This is a genomic window from Shewanella sp. GD03713, from assembly GCF_029843705.1.
In the GTDB taxonomy this organism is placed as follows: domain Bacteria; phylum Pseudomonadota; class Gammaproteobacteria; order Enterobacterales; family Shewanellaceae; genus Shewanella.
In genome coordinates this window covers 3,217,805-3,242,204 of the sequence record NZ_JAOCIW010000001.1, presented here as the reverse complement: position 1 = coordinate 3,242,204, position 24,400 = coordinate 3,217,805, and the positions used below count along the sequence as shown (strand labels likewise).

16 protein-coding genes are annotated in these 24,400 nt (G+C 49.8%); 15 read left to right on the top strand and 1 reads right to left on the bottom strand.

Annotated features, from left to right (window positions below):
• The first annotated feature begins 2 nt into the window (after positions 1 to 2).
• From ispC to tilS, 11 genes are all read left to right on the top strand, one after another.
• Positions 3 to 1,193 carry a 1-deoxy-D-xylulose-5-phosphate reductoisomerase gene (ispC, locus tag N5E87_RS14315; protein WP_086902373.1) on the top strand — a complete coding sequence of 397 codons (1,191 nt, stop codon included), beginning with the start codon at positions 3 to 5 and terminating at the stop codon, positions 1,191 to 1,193.
• A gap of 49 nt (positions 1,194 to 1,242) precedes the next feature.
• A complete protein-coding gene (gene rseP, locus N5E87_RS14310) occupies positions 1,243 to 2,613 on the top strand; it encodes a sigma E protease regulator RseP (RefSeq protein ID WP_086902374.1) in 1,371 nt (456 codons plus the stop codon).
• Positions 2,614 to 2,644: 31 nt separating this feature from the next.
• Positions 2,645 to 5,125, top strand: a complete 2,481-nt coding sequence (bamA, locus tag N5E87_RS14305; RefSeq protein ID WP_086902375.1) for an outer membrane protein assembly factor BamA — start codon at positions 2,645 to 2,647, stop codon at positions 5,123 to 5,125.
• Between the two features lie 65 nt (positions 5,126 to 5,190).
• The gene (locus N5E87_RS14300) at positions 5,191 to 5,688 is read left to right on the top strand and encodes an OmpH family outer membrane protein (protein ID WP_011623384.1); all 498 of its coding nucleotides are present in this window, start codon (positions 5,191 to 5,193) and stop codon (positions 5,686 to 5,688) included.
• A gap of 3 nt (positions 5,689 to 5,691) precedes the next feature.
• Positions 5,692 to 6,717, top strand: coding sequence for a UDP-3-O-(3-hydroxymyristoyl)glucosamine N-acyltransferase (gene lpxD / locus N5E87_RS14295; protein WP_086902376.1), 1,026 nt, complete (start codon positions 5,692 to 5,694; stop codon positions 6,715 to 6,717).
• A gap of 32 nt (positions 6,718 to 6,749) precedes the next feature.
• Entirely contained in the window at positions 6,750 to 7,214 is a 465-nt protein-coding gene (gene fabZ, locus N5E87_RS14290) for a 3-hydroxyacyl-ACP dehydratase FabZ (protein ID WP_041412686.1), read from the top strand.
• A complete protein-coding gene (gene lpxA, locus N5E87_RS14285) occupies positions 7,211 to 7,981 on the top strand; it encodes an acyl-ACP--UDP-N-acetylglucosamine O-acyltransferase (RefSeq protein ID WP_011623381.1) in 771 nt (256 codons plus the stop codon). The genes fabZ and lpxA overlap by 4 nt, the downstream gene beginning before the upstream one ends.
• A gap of 116 nt (positions 7,982 to 8,097) precedes the next feature.
• Entirely contained in the window at positions 8,098 to 9,255 is a 1,158-nt protein-coding gene (lpxB, locus tag N5E87_RS14280; RefSeq protein WP_086902377.1) for a lipid-A-disaccharide synthase, read from the top strand.
• Positions 9,255 to 9,884, top strand: coding sequence for a ribonuclease HII (gene rnhB, locus N5E87_RS14275; protein WP_086902378.1), 630 nt, complete (start codon positions 9,255 to 9,257; stop codon positions 9,882 to 9,884). The genes lpxB and rnhB overlap by 1 nt, the downstream gene beginning before the upstream one ends.
• Before the next feature lie 117 nt (positions 9,885 to 10,001).
• Positions 10,002 to 13,478 (top strand): DNA polymerase III subunit alpha, encoded by a 3,477-nt coding sequence (gene dnaE, locus N5E87_RS14270; protein WP_086902379.1) that lies wholly within the window; start codon positions 10,002 to 10,004, stop codon positions 13,476 to 13,478.
• 79 nt (positions 13,479 to 13,557) lie between these two features.
• Positions 13,558 to 14,955 carry a tRNA lysidine(34) synthetase TilS gene (gene tilS, locus N5E87_RS14265; protein ID WP_126511620.1) on the top strand — a complete coding sequence of 466 codons (1,398 nt, stop codon included), beginning with the start codon at positions 13,558 to 13,560 and terminating at the stop codon, positions 14,953 to 14,955.
• A gap of 50 nt (positions 14,956 to 15,005) precedes the next feature.
• On the opposite strand, the gene N5E87_RS14260 is transcribed toward tilS, so the two are convergent.
• Positions 15,006 to 15,896, bottom strand: coding sequence for a GGDEF domain-containing protein (locus N5E87_RS14260; RefSeq protein WP_086902381.1), 891 nt, complete (start codon positions 15,894 to 15,896; stop codon positions 15,006 to 15,008).
• Positions 15,897 to 16,066: 170 nt separating this feature from the next.
• Here N5E87_RS14260 and N5E87_RS14255 point away from each other — a divergent pair, with 170 nt between their 5' ends.
• From N5E87_RS14255 to N5E87_RS14240, 4 genes are all read left to right on the top strand, one after another.
• Entirely contained in the window at positions 16,067 to 18,013 is a 1,947-nt protein-coding gene (locus tag N5E87_RS14255) for a monovalent cation:proton antiporter-2 (CPA2) family protein (RefSeq protein ID WP_279775367.1), read from the top strand.
• 268 nt (positions 18,014 to 18,281) lie between these two features.
• Entirely contained in the window at positions 18,282 to 20,105 is a 1,824-nt protein-coding gene (locus N5E87_RS14250) for a DUF885 domain-containing protein (RefSeq protein WP_086902382.1), read from the top strand.
• Positions 20,106 to 20,289: 184 nt separating this feature from the next.
• Positions 20,290 to 23,529 (top strand): DEAD/DEAH box helicase, encoded by a 3,240-nt coding sequence (locus tag N5E87_RS14245; protein WP_086902383.1) that lies wholly within the window; start codon positions 20,290 to 20,292, stop codon positions 23,527 to 23,529.
• 87 nt (positions 23,530 to 23,616) lie between these two features.
• Entirely contained in the window at positions 23,617 to 24,375 is a 759-nt protein-coding gene (locus tag N5E87_RS14240) for a phosphatase (RefSeq protein ID WP_011623371.1), read from the top strand.
• Positions 24,376 to 24,400 lie beyond the last annotated feature (25 nt).

Sequence of the window (24,400 nt, the reverse complement as noted above, 5' to 3'; positions counted from 1 at the left end):
CTATGCAAAATATGGTGATTTTGGGCGCAACTGGGTCGATTGGTGCCAGCACTTTAAGTGTGATTTCGGCTAATCGCGATGCCTATCGTGTTTACGCTTTAGTGGCGAATGCTAGTGTCGATAAGATGCTCGCCCTGTGTGTAACTCATCGCCCCCAAGTCGCCCATATGGTCGATAGCCAGGCCGCATTAGCGCTACAAGCCAAGCTTCCCCCTGAGCTTAATATCCAAGTCAGTAGCGGTGAGGATGAACTCATCGCCTTAGTCACAGCCGCTGAAGTGGATACTGTGATGGCCGCTATCGTCGGCGCAGCGGGGCTAGTGCCAACCTTAGCTGCCGTCAAGGCGGGTAAGCGAGTATTGCTTGCCAATAAAGAAGCCTTGGTGATGTCAGGTGAACTCTTTATTGAGGCCACTAAAGCCTCTGGCGCGACTCTATTGCCAGTTGATAGTGAGCACAATGCGATTTTCCAATGCTTACCCGAAGAGGTGCAGGCCAATTTAGGCCACTGTGATTTAGCCGCATCGGGAATTTCTCATATTTTGCTGACTGGCTCGGGCGGCCCCTTCTTGACCGCTGAGCTTGCCAGCCTTGCGTCGATGACGCCAGCACAGGCCTGTAAACATCCAAACTGGTCGATGGGGCCGAAAATTTCAGTCGACTCTGCCACTATGATGAATAAGGGCTTGGAGTTTATTGAAGCGCGCTGGTTGTTTAATACCCAGAAAGACCAATTAAAGGTGGTTATCCATCCGCAGAGCGTTATCCATTCGATGGTGCAATACCGCGATGGCAGCGTGATCGCGCAAATGGGGAACCCGGATATGCGTACACCGATTGCACATTGTATGTCCTATCCACAAAGAATTAGCTCTGGTGTTGAACCTTTGGATTTTTTCAAAGTCGGACAGTTAAGCTTTTGTGAGCCGGACTTTAATCGCTTCCCTTGTTTGGCATTAGCGATCGCCGCTTGTGCCCAAGGCCAAGAAGCGACTACGGTACTCAATGCCGCCAATGAAATTGCCGTTGAGGCATTTTTACAGGGGCAGATTGGTTTTACCCATATCGCTAAGGTGAATGAAGCCTGTTTATCATCAGTGCCTAAACGGGCGATGACCAGCATCGATGATATTATTGCTCTCGATGCGCAAACGCGGATATATGCCCGCGAACAGTTAGCGAAATTTGCTTAATTCCCATTGATGAGGAATAAGCGAATTTGACGATGACATAAGGAGTGGAATGTTAGATTTTTTGTGGAACTTAGGTTCGTTTATCGTTGCGCTTGGGCTGCTGATCACCGCCCACGAATACGGCCATTTCTATGTTGCACGCCGCTGTGGCGTGAAGGTTGAACGTTTCTCGATTGGTTTTGGTAAGGCGATTTGGCGCAAAGTGGGTAAAGATGGCACTGAGTACGTCATCGCCATGATCCCGTTAGGCGGTTATGTCAAAATGCTCGATGAACGAGTAGAAGACGTACCCGATGAATTAAAGGACCAAGCCTTTAACCGTAAAAGTGTATGGCAACGGATTGCGATTGTAGCCGCAGGTCCGATTGCAAACTTTATCTTTGCGATTATTGCACTGTATTTAATGTATTTAATTGGCGTGCCATCGCTCAAGCCTGTGATTACCTCAACCACACCTGGCACTGCGGCAGCGCAAATCCAAGTGAATGAGCCGATGCAAGTGACGGCAATTTCAGGCCAGCCTGTACGCAATTGGGAAGAAGTGAATTTAGCACTAGTGGGCCATATCGGCGATGACAGCTTAACCGTCTCCCTCGCGCCGCTAAATGGCTTGCAAGGTTTAGATACCACGGCTCGCACTTATACCCTTGATACCCGCGAATGGCGTTTCGACCCAGAAAAAGAGTCGCCGATTACGGCGTTGGGTTTGGGTGTGTATCGCCCTGCGATTGAGCCACAAATAGCGCTTATCAGCGAAGGTAGTGCGGCGGCTAAGAGTGACCTGAAAGTCGGCGATACTTTGGTTGCCATCAATGGGCAAAATTACACGGATTGGCAAGCTTTTGTTGACATTATTCAACATTCTGCCAATGTGCCTGTTGAGTTAACTGTGCGCCGTAATGGCGAGCAGTTTGCCATCTCTGTGACACCTGAGAGTGTTAAAAATAGCGATGGCAAAGATATAGGCGTGCTTGGGGTGAGCCCCGCTCAGGCGCAATGGCCCGAGAATATGCGCCTACAACTCGAATATGGCCCAATCGATTCTTTCGCTATCGCAGTGGATAAAACATGGCAACTTGTTGCTGTGAGCTTTAAGATGATTGGCAAATTATTTACTGGCGATGTGTCAGTGAAAAACTTAAGTGGACCTATCTCAATCGCACAGGGTGCGGGCAATAGTGCAAACTATGGCTTGGTTTACTTTCTCGGTTTCCTCGCGCTTATCAGTGTCAATTTAGGCATCATTAACCTGCTGCCATTGCCTGTGCTCGATGGGGGACACCTGCTGTATTACTTCGTTGAGGTAATCACTGGTAAACCTGTGTCTGAAAAGGTACAGGAAATAGGATTCAGATTTGGGGCAGCATTGCTGCTGATGTTGATGAGCATCGCGCTCTTCAATGACTTTGCCCGACTCTGAGCAAGGACAGACTAATAATTAGAAGTGCTCTATGAGATTGAATAAACTTTTTGCCTCGATGTTATTCGTCGGTGCGTCGTTTTCAGGGACTGTGTTGGCGGATACTTTCCAACCCTTTGAAGTGACCGACATCCAAGTTGAAGGTTTGCAGCGAGTCGCACTGGGTGCTGCCTTGTTAAGCTTACCAGTGAAAGTGGGTGACACTGTTGACCAGTTAAAAATTCAACAAGCCATTAAAAGCCTGTATGCATCGACTAACTTTGAGAACATCTCAGTCAGTCATGATGGCGGCGTATTGATTGTCAAAGTCACTGAGCGACCAACGATCAGCGCCGTGACCTTTGAAGGCAACAAAGACATTAAAGATGAGCAGTTACAGGAAAGTCTGGACGGCTCAGGCGTGAAAGTCGGTGAGTCCTTAGACCGTACTATGCTGACGGGCATCGAGAAGGGATTACAAGACTTCTACTATGGTGTGGGTAAATACGGCGCGAAAGTCGAAGCGCAGGTGATTAACTTACCCCGTAATCGTGTCGAACTAAAATTCAAGTTCACCGAAGGTTTAGCGGCTGAAATTCGCCAAATTAACGTGGTTGGCAACAAAGAGTTCACCGATGCTGAGCTTATCGGCATGTTAGAACTCAAAGACTACGTGGCTTGGTGGGATCTGTTCGGTGAGCGTCGCTATCAGAAGCAAAAGCTGCAAGCCGACCTTGAAACCATTAAAACCTATTACCACAACAAGGGTTATATCCGCTTTGAAGTCACCTCGACTCAAGTGGCGATGACGCCTGACCGTAAAGGTTTGTATATCACCATCAACGTCAACGAAGGTGAGAAGTACAAGGTTAAAGACGTTAACCTCACCGGCGACTTAATGGGCCGTGAAGAGTTAATGAAATCGATTCTGCCAATTAAGGCTGGCGATATGTACAACGGCGGTGATGTGACCTTCACCGAAGAGATGTACAGCAAATACTTAGGCCGTTTCGGTTACGCTTACCCTGAAGTGAAAACCTACCCTGAAATTGATGATAAAACTAAGGAAGTGACCTTAAACATCAATATCAAACCGGGTAAACGTGTGTATGTGCGTTCGGTTAACTTCACTGGTAACACAGTTACTAAAGATGAAGTGATGCGCCGCGAACTGCGTCAGATGGAAGGTGCTTGGTTAAACTCGGCGCAGGTTGAGCAATCTAAAGCCCGTCTAAACCGTTTAGGCTTCTTCGAGACCGTTGATACCGAAACCATTCAAGTTCCGGGCACCGATGATTTAGTCGATGTGGCCGTGAAAGTTAAAGAGCAGCCATCGGGCTCATTTAACGCCGGTGTGGGTTATGGTACTGAATCGGGCTTAAGTCTGCAGTTTGGTGTGCAGCAAAATAACTTCCTCGGCACGGGTAACCAAGCGGGCGTGAGTTTAAGCACCAACAAGTATTCTAAGAACGTTAACTTATCTTACACCGATCCATACTGGACCAAAGATGGTGTGAGCTTAGGTGGCAGCGTTTACTGGAACGAGTTCGATGCGAACGAGGCTAACCTTGAACGTTATAAGAACAGCTCCTATGGCGTGGCATTAAACTCAGGCTTCCCTATTAACGAATACAACCGTATCAACGGTGGTATTGGCTATCGTCATAACACGATTTCAGAAATCTCCGCCTACGAACAGGCGCTGCGTTTCTACAATATCTACCGTGACGATGATCCAAATGCTGATTTAAGTTTCGATAACTTTGAGCTGAGCTTAGGCTGGTACCGCAGTACCTTAAACCGTGGCACCTTCCCAACGGACGGTTCGTCACAGCGTTTAAGCGGTAAGATGACAGTACCAGGCTCGGATCTGCAGTACTTTAAGACTGACTTCGATACTAACTATTATTTCCCCATCAACCGTAGCCACAGCTTTGTGCTGTTAGCGCGTGGTCGTTTAGGTTATGGCAACGGTTATGGTCAATTTAATGATAATGACCAGATCCTGCCATTCTGGGAAAACTATTACTCGGGCGGTAGTACCTCACTGCGTGGCTTTAAGTCTAACTCGGTCGGTCCACGTTCATTCTACCTCTTCCGTGGTAGCGAGCCTTGTGCGCCGGATCCATCGGGTGACGGTTGTAGCTTACCGGGTGATCCAAACAGTATTCAGGTCAGTTCAGGTCGTTCAATTGGTGGTAACGCGATTGCAACTGCGAGCATGGAGTTAATTGTGCCAACACCATTCTTGGATGAGGCCTACACTAATTCTGTTCGTACCAGCTTCTTCGTCGATGCGGGTAACGTATGGGATACTGAGTTCGATTTCGCTAAGTATCAAACGCTACCAGCGGAAGAATTTGATAAGTTACAGGACTACAGTGATCCAGGTCGTATCAGGGCATCTTGGGGGTTAAGCTTACAGTGGCTATCTCCTATGGGCCCAATGGTATTCAGCTTGGCATGGCCGATTAAAGAATACGAAGGCGATCAAACAGAGATCTTCTCGTTCAATATTGGCAAAACTTTTTAAAAGGCATACACTCGGCAGGTTTTGCTGAATATAACAAAGGTAACAAGGAGTCTATTTTGAACAAGATGGTAAACCGTGCCCTGGTGACGTTGGCTTTATTAGGTGCACCTTTAGCGGCGCAGGCAGAAAATATTGCTGTTGTTGATATGGGCGCTGTGTTTGAACAGTTACCTCAACGTGAGCAAATCTCCCAATCTCTGAAATCAGAGTTTGGTGATCGCATGGCTGAAGTTCAGAAAATGCAGGAAGAAATGCGCTCTCTGATGGAGAAGCAGCAACGTGACGGCGCGTTAATGAATGACACGCAAAAAACTGAGCTGGTTCGTAAAATGGAAGCGTTAAAATCTGAATATCAGCTAAAAGGTAAAGCTTTGGATGAAGACTTACGTCGTCGCCAAGGTGAAGAGCAAAACAAACTGTTAGTTAAGGTTCAAAAAGCCATTAACACTATCGCTGAAAAAGAAAAATACGATTTAGTTTTACAGCGAGGTGCCGTCATTTATGTTAAGCCAAATGCTGACATCAGTGGCAAAGTGGTTGAAGCCTTAAGCAAAGGCAAGTAATTAATGAAAAGTGTGACTTTAAAAGAGCTAAGCCTGTTATTAGACGGCGTTGTCCAAGGCGATGAAACGTTAGTGATCAACAGCGTTGCGACACTTGAACATGCCCAATCGGGTCAAATCTCTTTTTTAGCCAACAGCAAATACCGTGCTCAGCTTGAGTCAACTCAAGCGAGTGCGGTGTTATTGTCGGCTAAAGACGCGCAGGACTATTCAGGCACTGCGTTAGTCGTTAAAGACCCTTATGTGGGGTTTGCCCGTGTGGCTCAGTTTTTAGATACCACGCCCAAGGCGGCCGTGGGTATCCATCCATCGGCACAAATCGACTCTTCTGCCCAGTTAGGCGAAGGCGTAGCAATTGGTGCCAATGTGGTGATTGGCGCGAATGTGATCCTCGGCGAAAACGTGCAGATTGGTGCGGGCTCTGTGATTGGTCAAGACTCCATCGTCGGCTCTAACACTCGTCTGTGGGCTAATGTGACCCTCTATCATAATGTCCATTTAGGCCAAGATTGTATTATCCATTCTGGCGCAATTATTGGCTCCGACGGTTTCGGTTACGCCAACGAACGTGGTCAATGGATTAAAATTCCCCAAACCGGTGGTGTACGCATTGGCGATCGCGTTGAAATCGGTGCGAATTCAACTATCGACCGTGGCGCCTTAGGTCATACCGAGATCCACAACGGTGTGATCATCGACAACCAAGTACAGGTTGCCCACAACGATATTATTGGTGAAAATACCGCGATTGCTGGCAGCACGACCATTGCTGGCAGTGTGACCATTGGTAAATATTGTATTATTGGTGGTAACTGCGCGATTGCAGGCCACTTGACCATTGCCGACGGTGTCCATCTTTCTGGCGCGACAAACGTTACAGGTAACATGCGTGAGCCTGGTTTGTATTCTTCTGCGACAGTGGCAATGGAAAACAAAGTGTGGCGTAAAAATACAGTTCGCTTCCGTCAATTGGATGAACTGTTCCAACGTGTGAAAACGTTGGAAAAGAATTCAAATACACCAGAGTAATTGCCCCAAGGCAATTTTGAGGAACTAGGTTCGTGTCTAATCAAATGAACACTATGGATATTACGGAGATCCTTAAGTATCTACCCCATAGATATCCATTTTTATTAATCGATCGCGTTTTGGATTACACCCCAGGTGAGAGTCTCCATGCGATTAAAAACGTGACGATTAATGAACCCTTTTTCCAGGGACATTTCCCTGTTCAGCCTGTGATGCCCGGCGTGCTGATTTTAGAAGCTATGGCACAGGCCACGGGTCTGCTCGCGTTTAAGACCATGAGTGACGATGTACCGCCTCCTGGTGTGTTGTACTATTTTGCTGGTATCGATAACGCCCGTTTTAGACGTGTGGTTGAGCCCGGCGATCAAATCCATTTTGAAGTCAAAATGATTAAAGAGCGCCGCGGGATTGGCGTTTTCTATGGTGAGGCCAAAGTGGATGGTGAAGTGGTTTGTTCCGCTGAAATCATGTGTGCCCGCAGAGAGATTAATCAGTGATAGATACATTAGCGTTTGTGCATCCCGATGCAAAAATTGGTAAAAACGTCACCATAGGCCCATGGAGTTATGTGGGCGCGGGTGTCGAGATTGGCGACGATTGTTGGTTAAGCTCCCACGTAGTGGTGAAGGGCCCAACCATTATCGGTAAAGGCAACCGTATTTTCCAATTCGCCTCCGTGGGTGAAGAATGCCAAGATAAGAAATACGCTGGCGAGCCGACTCGACTCATTATTGGCGATAACAATATTATCCGTGAACATGTAACCATTCACCGTGGTACGGTTCAAGATAATAGCGAAACCCGTATCGGCTCTAACAACCTGTTTATGAACTACGTGCATATCGCCCATGACTGTGTGGTCGGTAATAACGTGATTATGGCTAACAATGCGTCTATCGCAGGCCATGTGCATGTGGGTGACTGGGCGATTCTCGGTGGTATGACTGGCGTTCACCAGTTTGTGCATATCGGTGCCCACGCCTTTACCGCCGGTTGCTCGTTATTGCTACAGGATGTACCACCCTTTGTGATGGCGGCGGGACAACCTGCCATTCCTCGTGGCTTAAACAGCGAAGGTATGAAGCGCCGAGGTTTCTCGAAGGAGAGCCAATTAGCGGTGCGCCGAGCCTATAAAACCTTATATCGCAGCAGTTTAACTGTTGATGAAGCGATTGAAGCGCTTGCCGAAGATGCGCAGAACGATGAGCAAGTTAAGTCGTTCATTGAGTTTGTTAAATCATCGGGTCGCGGCATTATTCGTTAAGAGTCCTAGACTCTACACTATGCCATTCATAGGCACTGCTCGTAATATTCTGCTTTAGACAATGCCATGGCAGAGATGCGCTGCGGTGCCATTCACTTGTCAGATATGATTGGTTTATGAGCAAAAAATCTCAATTAGTGTTTGCAATGGTCGCCGGAGAACTCTCCGGCGATATTTTAGGTGCAGGTTTAATGGCCGCACTGCAAAAAACACACCCCAATGCCCGTTTTGTCGGTATTGGTGGACCTCGAATGGAAGCCCTTGGCTTCGAATCCCTGTTCGCAATGGAAGAATTAGCCGTGATGGGGATAGTCGAAGTGCTATCACGCTTGCCACGCTTACTCCATGTGCGCTCATCCCTGATAAAATCCATCACCGAACTTAAACCCGATTGTTTTATCGGTATCGATGCTCCGGATTTTAATATCGGTCTTGAGCTTAAGTTAAAGGCGCAGGGGATTAAAACCGTTCACTACGTGAGCCCTTCGGTATGGGCATGGCGCCCTAAGCGTATTTTTAAAATCGCTAAAGCCACCAATATGGTGCTGTCGTTATTACCCTTTGAGAAAGCTTTTTACGACAAGCATCAAGTGCCTTGTACCTTTGTCGGCCATACCTTGGCAGACGATATTCCGTTAGAGAGTGATAAGGCGAGCGCCCGTCAGTTGCTTGAGCTCGATCCTGAGGCCGAATACCTCGCGATTTTACCCGGCTCGCGCGGCGGCGAATTAAAGCAATTGGCCGAGCCCTTCGTGAAGGCGGCGCTACTTATCAAGCAGCAATTTCCCGATATCCGCTTTGTGACGCCCTTAGTGAATCAAAAGCGCCGTGAGCAGTTTGAGCAAGCGTTAACAGCGTATGCGCCGGATCTGGAAATCCACATGGTAGAAGGTAAGTCCCGTGAGGTGATGGCCGCTGCCGATGGTATTTTACTGGCGTCGGGCACGGCAACACTTGAGGCCATGCTGATCAAACGTCCTATGGTGGTCGCCTATCGCGTGAGTCCGCTGACCTATCAGATAGCGAAAACCATGATGCAAGTGAATCGTTTCTCCCTGCCGAATTTGTTAGCGGGGCGAGATGTGGTGCCAGAGCTTATCCAGCACGATTGCACGCCGGAGAAGATTGCCGCTGCGGTTGGTGTTGAGCTGAACCGCGACTTTGCACCAATCAAAGCCGAGTTTGAGCGTTTGCATCAAATGCTACGCTGCGATGCCAGCCAAAAAGCGGCTGAGGCGGTGTTAGCACTGGTCGATGCTAAGGATGTGAACTAATGGCGGTATTTAAGACGTTGACCGACGCCGATATGGCTATCTTCTCAACAGGTTTAGTGGCGGGCGTGGATGAAGTCGGTCGTGGCCCTCTGGTGGGTGATGTGGTCACCGCTGCGGTTATCCTCGATCCCAATCGCCCCATTGCTGGCTTAAATGACTCTAAAAAGCTTACCGAGAAGCGCCGCGAGGCATTGTTCGATGAGATTTGTGAAAAAGCTTTAAGCTATCATGTGGGGCGGGCAACACCTTCGGAAATCGATGAGCTGAATATTCTCCATGCAACAATGCTTGCTATGCAGCGCGCGGTTGCAGGGCTTGCTCGTACGCCCGAGTTAGTTTTAGTCGATGGTAATCGCAGTCCGGCGTTTACGCATCAGGGGCTGTCTTTGACCAGTCATAGCATAGTCAAAGGTGATGGCCTGATTGCCAGTATCAGTGCGGCGTCGATTATTGCCAAAGTGACCCGCGATCGGGAGATGGATGCCCTCGATGCCGCTTATCCCCAGTATGGGTTTGCTAAGCATAAGGGGTATCCGACTAAGGCGCATTTTGACGCCATCGCCGAGCACGGCGTGTTCGACCAATATCGTAAAAGTTTCAAACCCGTCAAGGCATTACTGGAGCGATAACATCGATTGGGTGTTTTCACTTCAGCTTGAGAGCAAAGTCACTAGCCCAAGGGCTGTGACTTTGTTAGTCTGCTTTTTTAGTGATTGTTAACCTGCTATTCAAAGATAATTCTAATTATGTCCGATCCTCGTTTTGTGCATCTTCGTGTCCACAGTGACTTCTCTATGTCCGATGGTGTGGCTAAGGTCAAACCCATCCTCGCCCAAGTTGAGGCGAAGGGCATGGCTGCGGTGGCCTTAACGGATCAAAACAACCTCTGTGGTCTGGTCAAGTTTTATGGTGGCTGCCATGGGGCGGGGATCAAGCCGATTATCGGTGCGGACTTTTGGATGCAAGTGCCGGGTTTTGATGGCGAGTTTTGCGCCTTAACCATTATTGCGATGAATAATGATGGCTATCAAAATCTCACTCAAATCATCAGCCAAGCCTATTTACGTGGCCATGTTCAAGGGCGAGTGGTGATTGACCAAGAATGGCTTGTCACCTACAACGAAGGCATTTTGCTGCTGTCTGGCGGTCGGGAAGGAGACGTGGGTAAGGCACTGCTTAAGGGCAACAATACCCAAGTCGAGTCCTTATGCGAGTTTTATCAGCAGCATTTTGAAGGGCGTTATTACCTCGAGTTATTGCGCACTGGGCGCACCGATGAGGAGCGTTACCTACACATGGCGGTAGGACTGGCGCAGGAAAAGGGCATCCCCGTAGTCGCCACCAATCAGGTGGTGTTTTTAAAACCCGAAGACTTTGAATCCCATGAGATCCGCGTTGCGATTCACGATGGTTTTACGCTCGCCGATCCTCGCCGTCCTAAAAAATACAGCGAGCAGCAATATCTTCGCAGCGAAGAGGAAATGTGCGAGCTGTTTGCTGACATTCCTGCCGCGCTCGAAAATACCGTTGAAATTGCCAAGCGCTGCAACGTTACCATTCGCTTATACGAATACTTCTTACCGAACTTCCCCACTGGCGATATGTCGATTGAGGATTATCTGGTTGATTGCTCTAAGAAGGGGCTTGAAGAGCGTTTAGAGTTCTTATTCCCCGATCCACAAGTGCGCGCCGAGCGCCGCGGTGAATATGACGATCGTCTCGATGTGGAGCTTAAGGTTATCAACCAGATGGGCTTCCCCGGTTACTTCCTTATTGTAATGGAGTTTATCCAGTGGGGTAAGGATAACGGCATCCCCGTGGGGCCGGGCCGTGGTTCGGGCGCGGGCTCGCTTGTGGCCTATGCCCTTAAGATTACCGACTTAGACCCCCTCGAATTCGACCTGCTGTTCGAACGTTTCTTGAACCCAGAACGGGTATCTATGCCCGACTTCGACGTCGACTTCTGTATGGATAGACGCGATGAGGTGATTGACCACGTGGCCGAACTCTACGGCCGTGAGGCGGTATCGCAGATCATTACCTTCGGTACCATGGCGGCCAAGGCGGTTATCCGCGACGTGGGTCGTGTGCTCGGCCATCCCTATGGCTTTGTGGATCGCATTTCTAAGCTTATTCCGCCAGAGCCAGGCATGACACTTGCCAAGGCCTTTGAGGTCGAGCCTGCGCTGCAGGAGTCCTACGATGCCGATGAGGATGTGAAAGATCTTATCGACATGTGCCGTAAACTCGAGGGGGTGACTCGTAACGCTGGTAAACATGCGGGGGGCGTGGTGATTGCGCCCACCAAGATCACCGACTTCTCGCCGCTTTACTGCGACGCCGAAGGTAAAAACCCGGTAACCCAGTTCGATAAGAACGACGTGGAAACCGCCGGCTTAGTCAAATTCGACTTCTTAGGGTTAAGAACCCTGACCATCGTCGACTGGGCGCTGGAGATGATCAACAAGGTGGAGGTTAAAAACGGCCGTCCACCAGTGCGGATTGAGGCGATTCCGCTAGACGATCCCGCTTCGTTCCGTTTGCTGCAACGCTACGAAACCACCGCGGTATTCCAGCTCGAATCCCGTGGTATGAAGGATTTGATTAAGCGTCTGCAACCCGACTGCTTCGAAGATATGATCGCACTCGTTGCACTGTTCCGCCCGGGGCCTCTGCAATCGGGCATGGTGGATAACTTTATCGAGCGTAAGCATGGTCGTGAAGAGGTCTCTTACCCCGATTCTCAATATCAGCATGAATCTTTGAAGGAGCTGTTGTCGCCCACCTACGGTATTATTTTGTACCAAGAGCAGGTAATGCAGATTGCGCAGGTGCTATCGGGTTATACCTTAGGCGGCGCGGACATGCTGCGCCGCGCTATGGGTAAGAAAAAGCCCGAGGAGATGGCCAAACAGCGCGGTACCTTTAAAGAAGGGGCGATTAAGAACGGCGTCGACGGCGAGTTGGCGATGAAAATCTTCGACTTAGTGGAAAAGTTTGCGGGCTACGGCTTTAACAAATCCCACTCCGCTGCGTACGCGCTCGTGTCCTATCAAACCCTGTGGCTCAAGACTCACTTCCCGTCGCAGTTTATGGCGGCGGTAATGTCCGCCGATATGGACAACACAGACAAAATCGTCACCCTAGTGGATGAATGTGAGCGCATGGGACTCACCATTATCCCGCCGGATGTGAACAAAGGTCTGTTTAAGTTTACCGTCGATGATGATCTGCGCATTGTTTATGGTATCGGCGCCATCAAAGGTGTGGGTGAGGGGCCGGTTGAGTCGATTCTTGAGGCGCGTAAGGACGGCCCCTTTAAAGATTTATTCGACTTTTGCGCCCGTATCGATCTTAAAAAACTTAACAAACGGGTGATTGAAAAGCTTATCTGCGCGGGTGCCTTAGATGCGCTTGGGCCACACCGCGCCTCTATGATGGCCACCTTGCCTGAGGCGATAAGCGCCGCCGATCAGCATGCGAAGGCCGAGGCCATTGGTCAGCATGATATGTTTGGTCTGCTTAACAGTGACCCTGAGGACAGCAAGCAACAGTTTGTCGAATGCACTCCGTGGCCCGATAAAATTTGGCTCGAAGGGGAGCGTGAGACCTTAGGTCTATATTTAACTGGTCACCCGATTAATCAATACCTTAAAGAGCTTAAGCATTACACTTCTGGACGCTTAAAGGACGTGCATCCAACCGATCGCGGCAAAACCGTGAAGGCGGCAGGCCTTGTGGTGGCAACCCGGGTGATGCTCACTAAGCGTGGTTCAAAAATGGGCCTGCTGACGCTAGATGACAAGAGTGCGCGCCTCGAGGTGATGCTCTTTACCGAAGCCTTTGAGAAGTTTAACCATCTGCTCGAGAAGGACAGGATCCTGATCTGTGAAGGTGAAGTCAGCTTCGATGATTTTGCCGGTGGCAACCGCATGACGGCGCGCAACATTATCGATATCAGCGAGGCGCGCAGTCACTTTGCCAGCGCCTTAGAAATCGATCTAGACGACTCGCAGTTAAATCCAAGCGTGCTCGAAAGTATTGAGCAGTCAATAAGCCCGTGGCGCAACGGTGCCGTGCCCGTGGTGATTAACTACAGTCAAGCGCAGGCCAAAGGCCAATTTAGGTTGGCGGAACATTGGCGAGTCAATCCCAGTGATGAATTGGTGTTTGCCCTTGAGAGCCTGCTTGGGCCAAATAAGGTGCGGATCCTGTTCCCCTAATCGATAAGCTGACAAAGACTTGGGGTCGGCTGGGGATAATTGAGCATCAGCGAGTGATGGATTTTATAGGGTGAGTCGAATGGCGGCGGTGGAACTGAGTGCCCATATAGCGCGATTTTTAGCGAGCTTACCGCTGCAAGCGGGGAGCAAGTTGGTCCTCGCTTACAGCGGCGGTGTCGATTCCGAAGTGCTCGCCTACGGTTTGAGTGAATTCGCCAAACATCACCCCGAGTTACATTATCAACTGATTTATGTGCACCATGGCTTGAGCCCTAATGCCGATGCTTGGGCTGAGCACTGCCAAACTCGCGCCGCCAACTATGGTTTGCCTATCACAGTCGAGCGGGTGCAACTGACCCTAGGGCCGAGAGTGAGTGTTGAAGCCGAGGCGCGAAAAATGCGTTATCAGGCGATATTACAGCACCTTAAGCCTCTGGATGTGCTGCTGACCGCCCACCATGAAGATGACCAACTCGAGACGATTCTACTCGCCCTCAAACGCGGTCAGGGCCCCAAAGGATTAGCCGCCATGGGGCAAATCCAAATGCTCTCACTCGGCGAGAAGGGGGCTTGTCTGCAAGCGCGTCCCTTACTCGATATAAGCCGTGAGCAGATTGAAGCTTTTGCCCAAACGCAGCAGTTAGTGCATATCGAAGATGAAAGTAATCAAGACGATAAATACGATCGTAACTTTTTACGCCTTGAGATTATCCCACGCCTAAAAGCACGTTGGCCCAGTATCGCCACCACCGCAAGTCGCAGCGCCCAGCTTTGCGCCGAGCAGCAGGCCATAGTGGATGACGAGGTGAGTGAGCGTTTACCTAAGCTGTTAACCGAGGCGCCCTTTACCCAGCAAACCGTGCTTAAGCTTGATGCGCTCTCTACGCAAACCAGCGAATGGCAAGGATTACTGCTGCGGGGCTTTATCGAATCCCAAGGTTTTGCATTGCCTTCCTATGTGCAGCTACAGCAAATTTTGCAGCAGTTAATGGGGGCAAAAGAGGATGCCAAAGTGCAGCTCCAGATTGGTGATTGTCTGCTGCGCCGCTTTGCCGGCATGCTTTATCTGGATACGCTAAGCACTGCATCCACCGCGCCGCGAATCACAGCGCGCGAACTGCATCAAGATATTCTGGCTTTACTGACTCAAGCATCAACAATGGTTGAAGATAAAATTGCGCCATTTACCTTAGCGACCATGGGCCCTCGGCTGCGTTTACCCAAGGCGGATGAGGTGGTGAGCCTGCGTTATCAGCTGCCGGGACAATTTCGCTGTCAGCCGCATTTTCGCGATAAGGGACGAGAGCTAAAAAAACTCTGGCAAGAATGCGCTGTGCCGCCATGGTTACGTGCTGAGGTGGGATTCTTGTTCTATAACGAGCGTTTAGTAATGGCGCTAGGACTCTGGGTCGAAAAGGCATTTTGTGCCCAAGGGGATGATGTCGGGCTTAAGTTTGATGGGCAGGCAATCGGATAGCAAAGTCTATTTGCCATGCTTTATCGCCAGTGAGCAGCATCCATGCTCGATTAAGACAGTTGGGTAGGGCTTAACTTGTAGCAATTACGGCCCGAAGCTTTGGCTTGATACAAGGTTTTATCCGCTTGCTCATAGAGTTGTTCAGCTTCCATGGTGTCGCTCGCCTCTGCCGCCCCGAGGCTACTACTCACGCCAAATTGATGGAAACTCGCATGGGCATTGGTCGCAGTGACGATACGTTCGCACAATAAGCCCGCCGCATGAATATTACCTTGCACTATCACCACAAACTCGTCGCCCCCAATACGGAAGGCCTGATCGGTACTGCGGATACTGCTGCGGATAATGTCTCCAAACTCCTTCAAAATATAATCACCGCATTTGTGACCATATCTATCGTTAAGCTGCTTAAAATTATCCAAATCCAATACGATAAGTGACACAGCGCCCTGCTTTCTGTGGGCTCTGGCTACCGCATTTTTTAAACTTTGAGTGTAATAATGACGATTGCCAAGGCCTGTTAGGGAATCGAACATCGCCTGCATCGACATCTCTTGATACTGCATGGCATTTAATAATGGTTGCAGCAGCAAGGGCTCAATCTCTTGCAGGATTATGGTTTGCGAAGGCGTAAGCGGCGTCAGCAGTTGATACTGCAGTGTCAGTGGGGTGCCGCCACAGATGATCTGTCGTTTTAGACTGATCCCATAACGTTTGCCCCAACTTAATTTTTGTTGTTCGGCTTGCAGGCGAACACCTTGGACGGGCAGATGTTGTCCTAGCACTTTGCCGTAGCAGGCAAAGACTGTCCGCGGATCTAAACTCGCGTGCAGCTGCTGGATCACTTGCACTAAATCCAGTGGCGTAGATGCAGGACTGTATGCCTCTGTTTGATAGTTATATTCATCAGGATATAAGGTTGTCGCTAAGCCAAAGTCCATTATGATTACCCCAGCAAATGAAATGGCGATTGGAACTCTTCCCCCTATTAAGCAATATGTGTGCCGTGTCGTTTGCGAATAAAATTTGTCTTTGTATGTCACTGAGTTAAGCTTAAAGTGCACTCCCATATTTTTGACACGCCAGTTATTTGACAGGAGTTATCTCGCCTATGGAGCATGGTATCTTAATCCAGATACTGCTGATGCTAGTGATTGCTATCGTCGCGATTGCCTTGCTGCGGCGTATCGGCTTGCCGGCGATTTTGGCGTATTTATTAACCGGTGTGGTGAGTGGCCCCAGTGGTTTCCATTGGTTTACCCAGCAGCAAATGCAGTCCGTCGCCGAGCTTGGGGTCGTGCTCTTGATGTTTACACTGGGACTCGAGTTTTCGGTCCCTCGGCTGTGGGCCATGCGCAGAACCGTATTTGGATTAGGTAGCGCGCAGGTGGTGGTGACCACAGTGTTGACTATGTTGATTGCGTTAGCTTGCGGCTTGAATGGCGTAGAATCCCTAGTCATCGGCGCGGCGATTGCACTTTCTTCCACCGCGATTGTACTCAAGCTGCTTAACGAGCAGGGCTGGCTAAGGCGCCGCCATGGTGAGCTGTCGGTCAGTGTGTTGTTATTTCAGGATTTAGCCGTCGTTCCTCTGCTTATTTTGCTGCCATTGCTCGGGCAGAATGATGAGCCCTTGATGTTAGCGGCAATCGCCTTGGCGCTGCTAAAGGGGATTCTTGCTTTCTTCTTGCTGATGGCCTTAGGCAAATGGGCCTTACCTCGATTGTTTGATGAGGTGGCAAGATCCCGCTCCAATGAACTCTTTGTACTCTCTACGCTCGTTGTGGCCTTAGTCACGGGGGCTTTTACCCAGTGGTTAGGCTTGTCTATGGCGCTAGGGGCCTTTATGGCGGGAATGCTACTTGGCGAGAGCCAGTACCGCCGCCAGCTTGAGGCGGATATCCGGCCGTTTCGCGATTTACTCATGGGGCTGTTTTTTATCTCCATCGGCATGATGCTGGATTTCGCACTCGTTATTCAATTTTGGTGGCAGATTTTACTTATTCTGCTTGCGGTAGTCGTTGGCAAGGCACTGATTATCCATGGCTTATTGCGGCTGGTTGGAGAGCCTTTTCGGATTGCCATCAGCACGGCCTTGAGTCTGGCGCAGGTCGGTGAATTCAGTTTTGTGGTGTTAGCCCTTGCGGTAAGTTATGGGTTATTGAGTAACGAGACCAGCACTATGTTGGTGATGGTCGCGGTATTGTCTATGAGTATTGCCCCTTGGTTGGTGCGCCATAGCGTGGATATTGCCAAGTGGCTGTTGGGGATCCGCCAGTCTGGGCATGTGGATGAAGTGGTGCCGATTATTACCGAGGATCACGATCTGGTGCTGATTTTAGGTTACGGCCGTGTTGGCCAAACCATAGCCCGGTTTTTAAAGACAGAAGCGGTGCCCTATTTAGTGCTCGATCTTGACCCCACGCGAGTGTCTGAGGCGCGCCGCGCGGGGGAGCCGATTTACTTTGGCGATGTGTGCAAACGGGCGATCCTTAAGCAGGTAGGGATTAAACACGCCAAAATGATCGTCATCACCTTCTGTGAGACCCGCAGTTTAGAAGAAGCCTTACCCCTGTGTAAGCAGTTGGCGCCAGACGCTAAAATCCTGGTCAGAACCCGCGACGACAGTGAGTTAGATATGCTGCAAAAGGCGGGGGCAAATCAGGTGATCCCCGAATCCCTCGAGGGCAGTTTGATGTTGGTCTCGCAGGTGCTGCATCAATGTGGTGTACCGTTGGCGCGGATCCTTAAGCGACAGGAGTCGGAGCGGCGCAACCATTATCAATTTTTACACGGTTTCTTCTCGGGTACCGAAACTGACTTTACCTTAGAGTCGCTCCATGCCGTGCTATTACACCGCGGCGCGGATGCAGTGGGTAAGCAAGTGGCGGATATTGACTGGGAGCTGCTACGGATAGAGTTAAGGGCCATCCGTCGCAGCGGCGCCGAAGTTGAACATCCTGCGCAGGATTGGGTCTTTCGCGCGGGTGATATTTTACTGATTGTGGGTAAGCCCAGAAGGCTTGAAAAAGCCGAGGCTAAGCTATTGCATGGATAGCTGTATGCTTGCTTAGGTAGTGACATAACGGCTTGCAAAAGTAGCCGCAATCTTAACTTATCAATGTGTTCGTCGCGTGCATTGGGTTAACCGTTCGCTATCCGCTTATTCTTCTGGGAGTTTTTTGCCGGGCTGAGGCGCTAAGCTGGCAAACACCAATTGCAACGATTCGTTACGTTATAAAATTGTTACTTAACTGTGATGGTGATATTCTCGCTGCCAAATTATCTTGGGCGTATGGTCCCGACAATGGCAAGGAGCGTGAATATTGAAAACGGTATTAAAACGAATTGGACTGGGCACTCTCGCCTTAGTGCTGTTGCTCGGGGCGCTCGCCGCCCATGAATGGTTTGCGAAAAAGCCTTTTTTCTTCCGTGCATTTTTAGATAGAAGCATGGTCAAAATGGCATTCGAAAGCCCCGAGACTTTAACCTCCTTGGGATTTTTAGAATCCGTTGGTATCACTGGCCACAATGCCTTGCTCGACGATGATAGCCCTGCGGCCATGGATAAAACCTTTACCCAAGTCCGTGCCCTAAGGGATACCTTACTCAGCTACCAAGATACCGATCTGGATGATAATCAGCGCATTTCCAAGGACATCGCACTGTATTTGGCAGATTTTGCCTTGGCATCTGAACCCTATCGTTACCACAATTATCCTGTCAATCAGCTGTTTGGTGTGCAAAATGGTTATCCAAGCTTTATGCAGGCGCAGCACCAAGTGCACTCGGTTGAAGATGCCGAAAACTACCTATCACGCTTAATTGCGGTGAAGACTAAATTTGGCCAAACCTTAGAAGGATTAAAGCTTCGAGAGGCTAAGGGCATTATTCCGCCTAAGTTTGTGATTGAGCGGGTGCTAACCGAGATGAATGACTTCATCAATGCACCCGTCGAAGACAATATTCTCTACAGCTCCTTTAAAACTAAGCTTGCCGACACGCAAATCAGTGCCGATGAGCAGGCGCGTTTACTCGTGCAGGCAAAAGCCTATATCGAGTCCGACGTTAAACCGGCATATCGACTCTTTATCGATTACTTCACGGCGTTACAGGCCAAAGCGGGCACGGATGATGGTTATTGGGCCTTGCCGAATGGCGATGTGGCCTACGAGCAGTTGCTGAAGTTTTTTACCACCACAAATTACAGTGCTGATGAAATCCATGCCAAGGGATTAGCCGAGGTGAGCCGTATTCAGGACGAAATCATGACGATTTTGGCCGCGCAGGGATACGACACCAGCCAAGGATTCTCGGTGGCAATCGAAGCGCTGGCCGCCGATCCTAAGTTCTATTATGAAGACTCAGATGCGGGCCGGGCGCAGATCTTAGTGGATTACCAAAAAATCCTCGACGAGGTGAATGCGGGCTTAGATAACGCCTTCCGTATTCGTCCTAAAGCGGGGATGGAAGTGGTGCGCATTCCTGAATTTAAAGAGAAAACTGCACCGGGCGCTTATTACCAGCAGCCGGCAATTGATGGTAGTCGTCCGGGGCGTTTCTACGCCAACCTGTTCGATATCAAAGCGACACCTAAATATGGCATGCGTACCTTGGCTTACCATGAGGGCATTCCTGGGCATCACTTCCAAATCGCGGTGGCGATGGAGCTTGAAGGGCAACCACTGATCCGCAAGATGGCACCTTTTACGGCCTATATCGAAGGTTGGGCACTCTATTCTGAACGTTTAGCCTGGGAACTCGGTTTTCAGCAAGATCCCTTCGACAATATCGGTCGCTTACAGGCGGAGCTGTTTAGGGCCGTGCGCCTGGTTGTCGATACGGGTATTCACCATAGTCGTTGGACCCGTGAGCAAGCCATTGACTATATGAAACAAAACACTGGTATGTCCGATCGCGACGTGACCGCCGAAATCGAGCGTTATATCGTTATGCCCGGCCAAGCGACGGCCTATAAGGTGGGCATGATGAAAATTCTCGAACTGCGGGAAAAAGCCAAGCAAGCCCTAGGTGATAAATTCGATTTACGGGATTTTCACGATGTAGTGCTGAAAAATGGTGCGGTTCCCTTAGATATTCTAGAAAAATTAGTTGACCGTTATATCGCCGAAAAACGCAGCCAAGCCTAAGCTTGCGTAAGCTAACAACCCGCAGGCGAGCCCTGCGGGTATGTTATCCGGCTCTCGTATGTGAGTCCTATTCTGGCTTTCCCCATTCGGTTTCAATACAATTCTCCCTTACACGTTGATAAATGCCTTAGACAATCATGGGTTATTGTCCGTCGAGGTATTTTTGAGTTTCAAGGTTTTGCAGATGAATCGCTTGTCCCCCCAAGAGCCAATCCAATTGACTCAAACGGCTATTGAGTCCTTATTCACGCCGCCGACACTGATGCGCGCCCGTGATTATGTGATGCAGGGGAGGGTGTTAAGCGCGAAGGCCAATGCCGATTTTCGCCATATCGAAGGCACAGTCACGGGCACGGAAACCACGCCATATCGTCAGGATATTCGTCTGGTCAGTGTCAATCATAAGCTAGTGATGAACGGCTTTTGTTCCTGCCCCGCCAGCGGCAACTGCAAGCATATGGCCGCGGTGCTCTACAGTCTGCTTACGGACAAAGCCGTTGAAGATCAACGTATCGCCCAGTGGTTACACCTACTCGATGAAGCCGATGACCCCAATGTGAATGATGTCGAATCCCTCTACGATGACAGGGTGCTGTATATCCTTTCAAAGGACGATAACGGGGTGTTTATCGAGCTTAGGCGCGGCAAGCTTGGCAAGAAGGGCGGTTACAACAAGGGCACTAAGATTGCGCTCTCGGACGTGCAATATTATATGCCCGCTTGGATTGGCGCCGAGGATGTGCTGATCTTAAATCTTATTATGTCGACCAGACGCCACGGCGCATCGCGCCTGTATCTTAAGGCGCAGCTAGGGGCGGTAGCCATCGAGAAAATGCTCGCCACCGAGCGCTGTTTCTGGGAGGAGAGTCGCCTCGCATTAACCGCGGGCGATGCCATTACACCGCAATTTCTCTGGCAAGATATCGACAGCGAACACAAGCAAATGCGCCTCGTATTACCCGACCGGGATAACTGGGAACTCGTGCCGACAGAGCCGCCTTACTATATCGAGCTGGATTATTTTCATATTGGCGCTATCGATACCGACATTAGCGTCGATAAGCTGCGGCTACTCAGCCAAATGCCGCCCGTGCCGAGCACTCAGGTTGAACTGGTGAGCCATAGACTGATCAAGCATTTTTCGGCGCGTACTGTGCCGCCGCCAAGTGCGATTGATTTTGTCGAGCTAAGAGAGCAGTTACAGCTTCGTTTGACGCTTAAGGTCGTCCCCGCAGCCACAATGCTACCTGGAAGTACTCAATCATCTGCAACGGAGAGCAGCATCGCCCAGCCGTATCTGGCGCTGGAGTTTGTCTACGGGGATCTCGTCTTAAGTGGCAATGCTGCCAAAGAAGCATTAACCCTAGTGACTCAAGGCGGCACCACCTATCAAATTAACCGCGCGCTTGAAGAAGAGCTGCAAGCCGTGTCCAAGCTGCAAACCCTTGGCTTTAGCCGTTTCTCCTTGGAGGGCGGGGCTTCCCTCTGGAGCTTAGGTCACTTGCCCGATGCGATTCGGGAATGGCTAGCGTTTATCGATGAAGAAGTCCCAAGATTACAAACTCAAGGCATAGAGGTGCGATTTGCCCCAGAGTTTAGCCTTAAGGTGGTCGATACGCCGTTAACGGTTGAGCTGGATGACAGCCAAGAGGGTTGGTTCTCCCTGTCGTTGCATGCCGATATCAATGGTCAACGCTTGCCTATGTTGCCGCTGGTGGCCACTTGGTTAAAACAACATGGTGAGCCAGCCGATGATGCCGAGTTATTGCTACCTAGTCCCTCCGGCGAATGGCTTAAAATTAAAGCCAGTGTTATCAAGCCGTTAATGAGCATTATTCAAGAGTTGTTTGAGCAGCATCGCGGCCACAGTATCGCCTTACCTAAGTACCGTGCGCATTTACTCAATGAGTTAGCCGAAAGCGAGATTAGCCTGCTCAATGGTGAAAGGGTGCGTCAGCTAGCGACAAAATTAGCCGAATTTAATGGTGTGGTTGCGGTCAGCGCGCCGACAGGACTGAATGCACAGCTGCGGGCTTATCAGCAGCAAGGCCTAAATTGGCTTTGTTTTTTAAAGGAATATCAACTTGGCGGCATATTAGCCGACGACATGGGGCTTGGAAAAACCATTCAAACCTTGGCGTTTCTGTTAAAGCAGCAGGAGGCTAAATTAGCTGGGCAGCCAAAATTGCCGAGCCTGATTATTTGCCCAACCAGTTTAGTGGGGAACTGGGCGAAGGAGGCGACCAAGTTTGCGCCATCGTTAACCTTGGCGGTGATCCATGGTGCTCAGCGTGGGCCGCTGTTATCGCGATTAAGCGAGTTTGATGTTGTCGTCACTACCTATCCCCTTATGGTGCGGGATTACGATTATTACCAAGCTCAGCCATTTGAGCATATTGTACTCGATGAGGCGCAGCAGATTAAAAACGCCCAAGCCAAAGTGAGCCAGCAAATTAAGGCGTTGCAAGCGCCGTTTAGACTCTGCCTGACTGGCACCCCCCTTGAGAATCATTTAGGTGAACTTAAGTCATTGATGGATTTTTGTTTACCGGGACTCTTGGGAACAACGGCCTATTTCAATAAGGCGTTTCGTTATCGGATTGAGCGTTATGGCGATGGCGAGCAGGCGAAAGTGTTGAGCCAACGTATCGCTCCCTTTGTGTTAAGGCGAACCAAAGCCGAGGTGGTGACTGAGCTGCCGCCTAAAACCGAGATCCATCAAACCCTCGAGCTTGAAAAAGACCAGCGTAATCTATACGAAAGTATTCGCCTGAGTATGGAGAAAAAAATTCGAGAATTGTTTGCAACCCAAGGCGTGGCGGGCAGCCATATCGAGTTTTTAGATGCCTTGCTCAAATTGCGCCAAGCCTGCTGCGATCCGCGATTAGTTAAACTCGAGCAGGCACAAAAGGTTAAAAATAATGCCAAGTTAAACTGGCTGAGCCAAAACCTGCCAGAAATGGTGCAGGAAGGTCGCAAGATTTTAATCTTCAGCCAATTTACCAGTATGTTGATATTAATTGAGGAATTGCTGCAATCCCTCGACATCGACTACAGCAAACTGACGGGGCAAACTCGGCTGCGTCAGGGGCAAATTGATAAGTTCCAAGAAGGCGATACGCCGGTATTTTTAATCAGCTTAAAGGCGGGGGGCACAGGGCTTAATCTCACCGCGGCGGATACGGTTATCCATTACGATCCTTGGTGGAATCCGGCCGCAGAAAAGCAAGCGACGGACAGGGCGCACCGCATTGGCCAAGAAAATCCCGTGTTCGTCTACAAGCTGATTGCCGAAGGCACGGTAGAAGAGAAAATCCAAGAAATGCAGCAGCATAAGCAAGGTTTAGCGGATAGTATTCTCGAAGGAAAAGGCAAAGGCGCGTGGCAGGGCAGTGCCGATGAATTGCTCTCGCTATTCCACTAGCTGAGCCTAAGGAACGTTAACTGACTAATGGTTAACGCATACAGATCACAATAGTCAGAACACAATAGAACAAGACAGAGGTGACCCATGCAGTACCCAGTCGATACCCATACCCATACCGTGGCATCAACCCATGCCTATAGCACAATCCACGATTATTTGGCGGTGGCGAAGCAAAAGGGGATCCGTCTGTTTGCCACAACCGACCATGGTCCGGCGATGGCGGATGCACCGCATTTTTGGCATTTTGTGAATTTACGTGTGCTCCCGCGTATGGTCGATGGCGTGGGAATTTTACGCGGCATCGAAGCCAATATTAAAAACCGCGAGGGTGAAATCGATTACTTTGGCGATTATTTGTCGCAGCTTGATATTGTGTTGGCAGGGTTTCATGAACCAGTATTTCCGCCTTCGGATAAGGCCACCCATACCGAGGCGATGATTAACGCCATTAAAAGCGGCAAAGTCGATATTATTACCCATCCGGGTAATCCTGCTTATCCCATTGATATTGAGGCAGTAGCCGCAGCTGCCGCCGAATATGGGGTGGCGCTTGAAATCAATAATTCCTCCTTTGAAGTCTCTCGCAAGGGCAGCGAAGCTAACTGCACCGCTATTGCTAAAGCGGCAAAAGAATTGGGGGCCACCTTAGTGATGGGCTCGGATTCCCATGTGGCTTTTAGTCTCGGCGGGTTTGACCGTGCCTTAAGTATTATTGAAGCGGTTGATTATCCAAAGGATAAGCTGCTCAATCGCTCGCCGATGGCGCTGCTTAACTTCTTAGCTCAGCGGGGTCATAAAAGCGTTGCCGATTTAATGCCGCTGTTTAGCGACGATATCGCTTGAGGCGCCGACGTTAAGAATGCAAAAG

Excerpts from the sequence above, each read along its gene's own strand:
- ispC (WP_086902373.1), top strand. The coding sequence starts at position 3 with ATGCAAAATATGGTGATTTTGGGCGCAACTGGGTCGATTGGTGCCAGC.
- rseP (WP_086902374.1), top strand. The coding sequence starts at position 1,243 with ATGTTAGATTTTTTGTGGAACTTAGGTTCGTTTATCGTTGCGCTTGGG.
- bamA (WP_086902375.1), top strand. The coding sequence starts at position 2,645 with ATGAGATTGAATAAACTTTTTGCCTCGATGTTATTCGTCGGTGCGTCG.
- N5E87_RS14300 (WP_011623384.1), top strand. The coding sequence starts at position 5,191 with ATGGTAAACCGTGCCCTGGTGACGTTGGCTTTATTAGGTGCACCTTTA.
- lpxD (WP_086902376.1), top strand. The coding sequence starts at position 5,692 with ATGAAAAGTGTGACTTTAAAAGAGCTAAGCCTGTTATTAGACGGCGTT.
- lpxB (WP_086902377.1), top strand. The coding sequence starts at position 8,098 with ATGAGCAAAAAATCTCAATTAGTGTTTGCAATGGTCGCCGGAGAACTC.
- rnhB (WP_086902378.1), top strand. The coding sequence starts at position 9,255 with ATGGCGGTATTTAAGACGTTGACCGACGCCGATATGGCTATCTTCTCA.
- dnaE (WP_086902379.1), top strand. The coding sequence starts at position 10,002 with ATGTCCGATCCTCGTTTTGTGCATCTTCGTGTCCACAGTGACTTCTCT.
- tilS (WP_126511620.1), top strand. The coding sequence starts at position 13,558 with ATGGCGGCGGTGGAACTGAGTGCCCATATAGCGCGATTTTTAGCGAGC.
- N5E87_RS14260 (WP_086902381.1), bottom strand. The coding sequence starts at position 15,896 with ATGGACTTTGGCTTAGCGACAACCTTATATCCTGATGAATATAACTAT.
- N5E87_RS14255 (WP_279775367.1), top strand. The coding sequence starts at position 16,067 with ATGGAGCATGGTATCTTAATCCAGATACTGCTGATGCTAGTGATTGCT.
- N5E87_RS14245 (WP_086902383.1), top strand. The coding sequence starts at position 20,290 with ATGAATCGCTTGTCCCCCCAAGAGCCAATCCAATTGACTCAAACGGCT.
- N5E87_RS14240 (WP_011623371.1), top strand. The coding sequence starts at position 23,617 with ATGCAGTACCCAGTCGATACCCATACCCATACCGTGGCATCAACCCAT.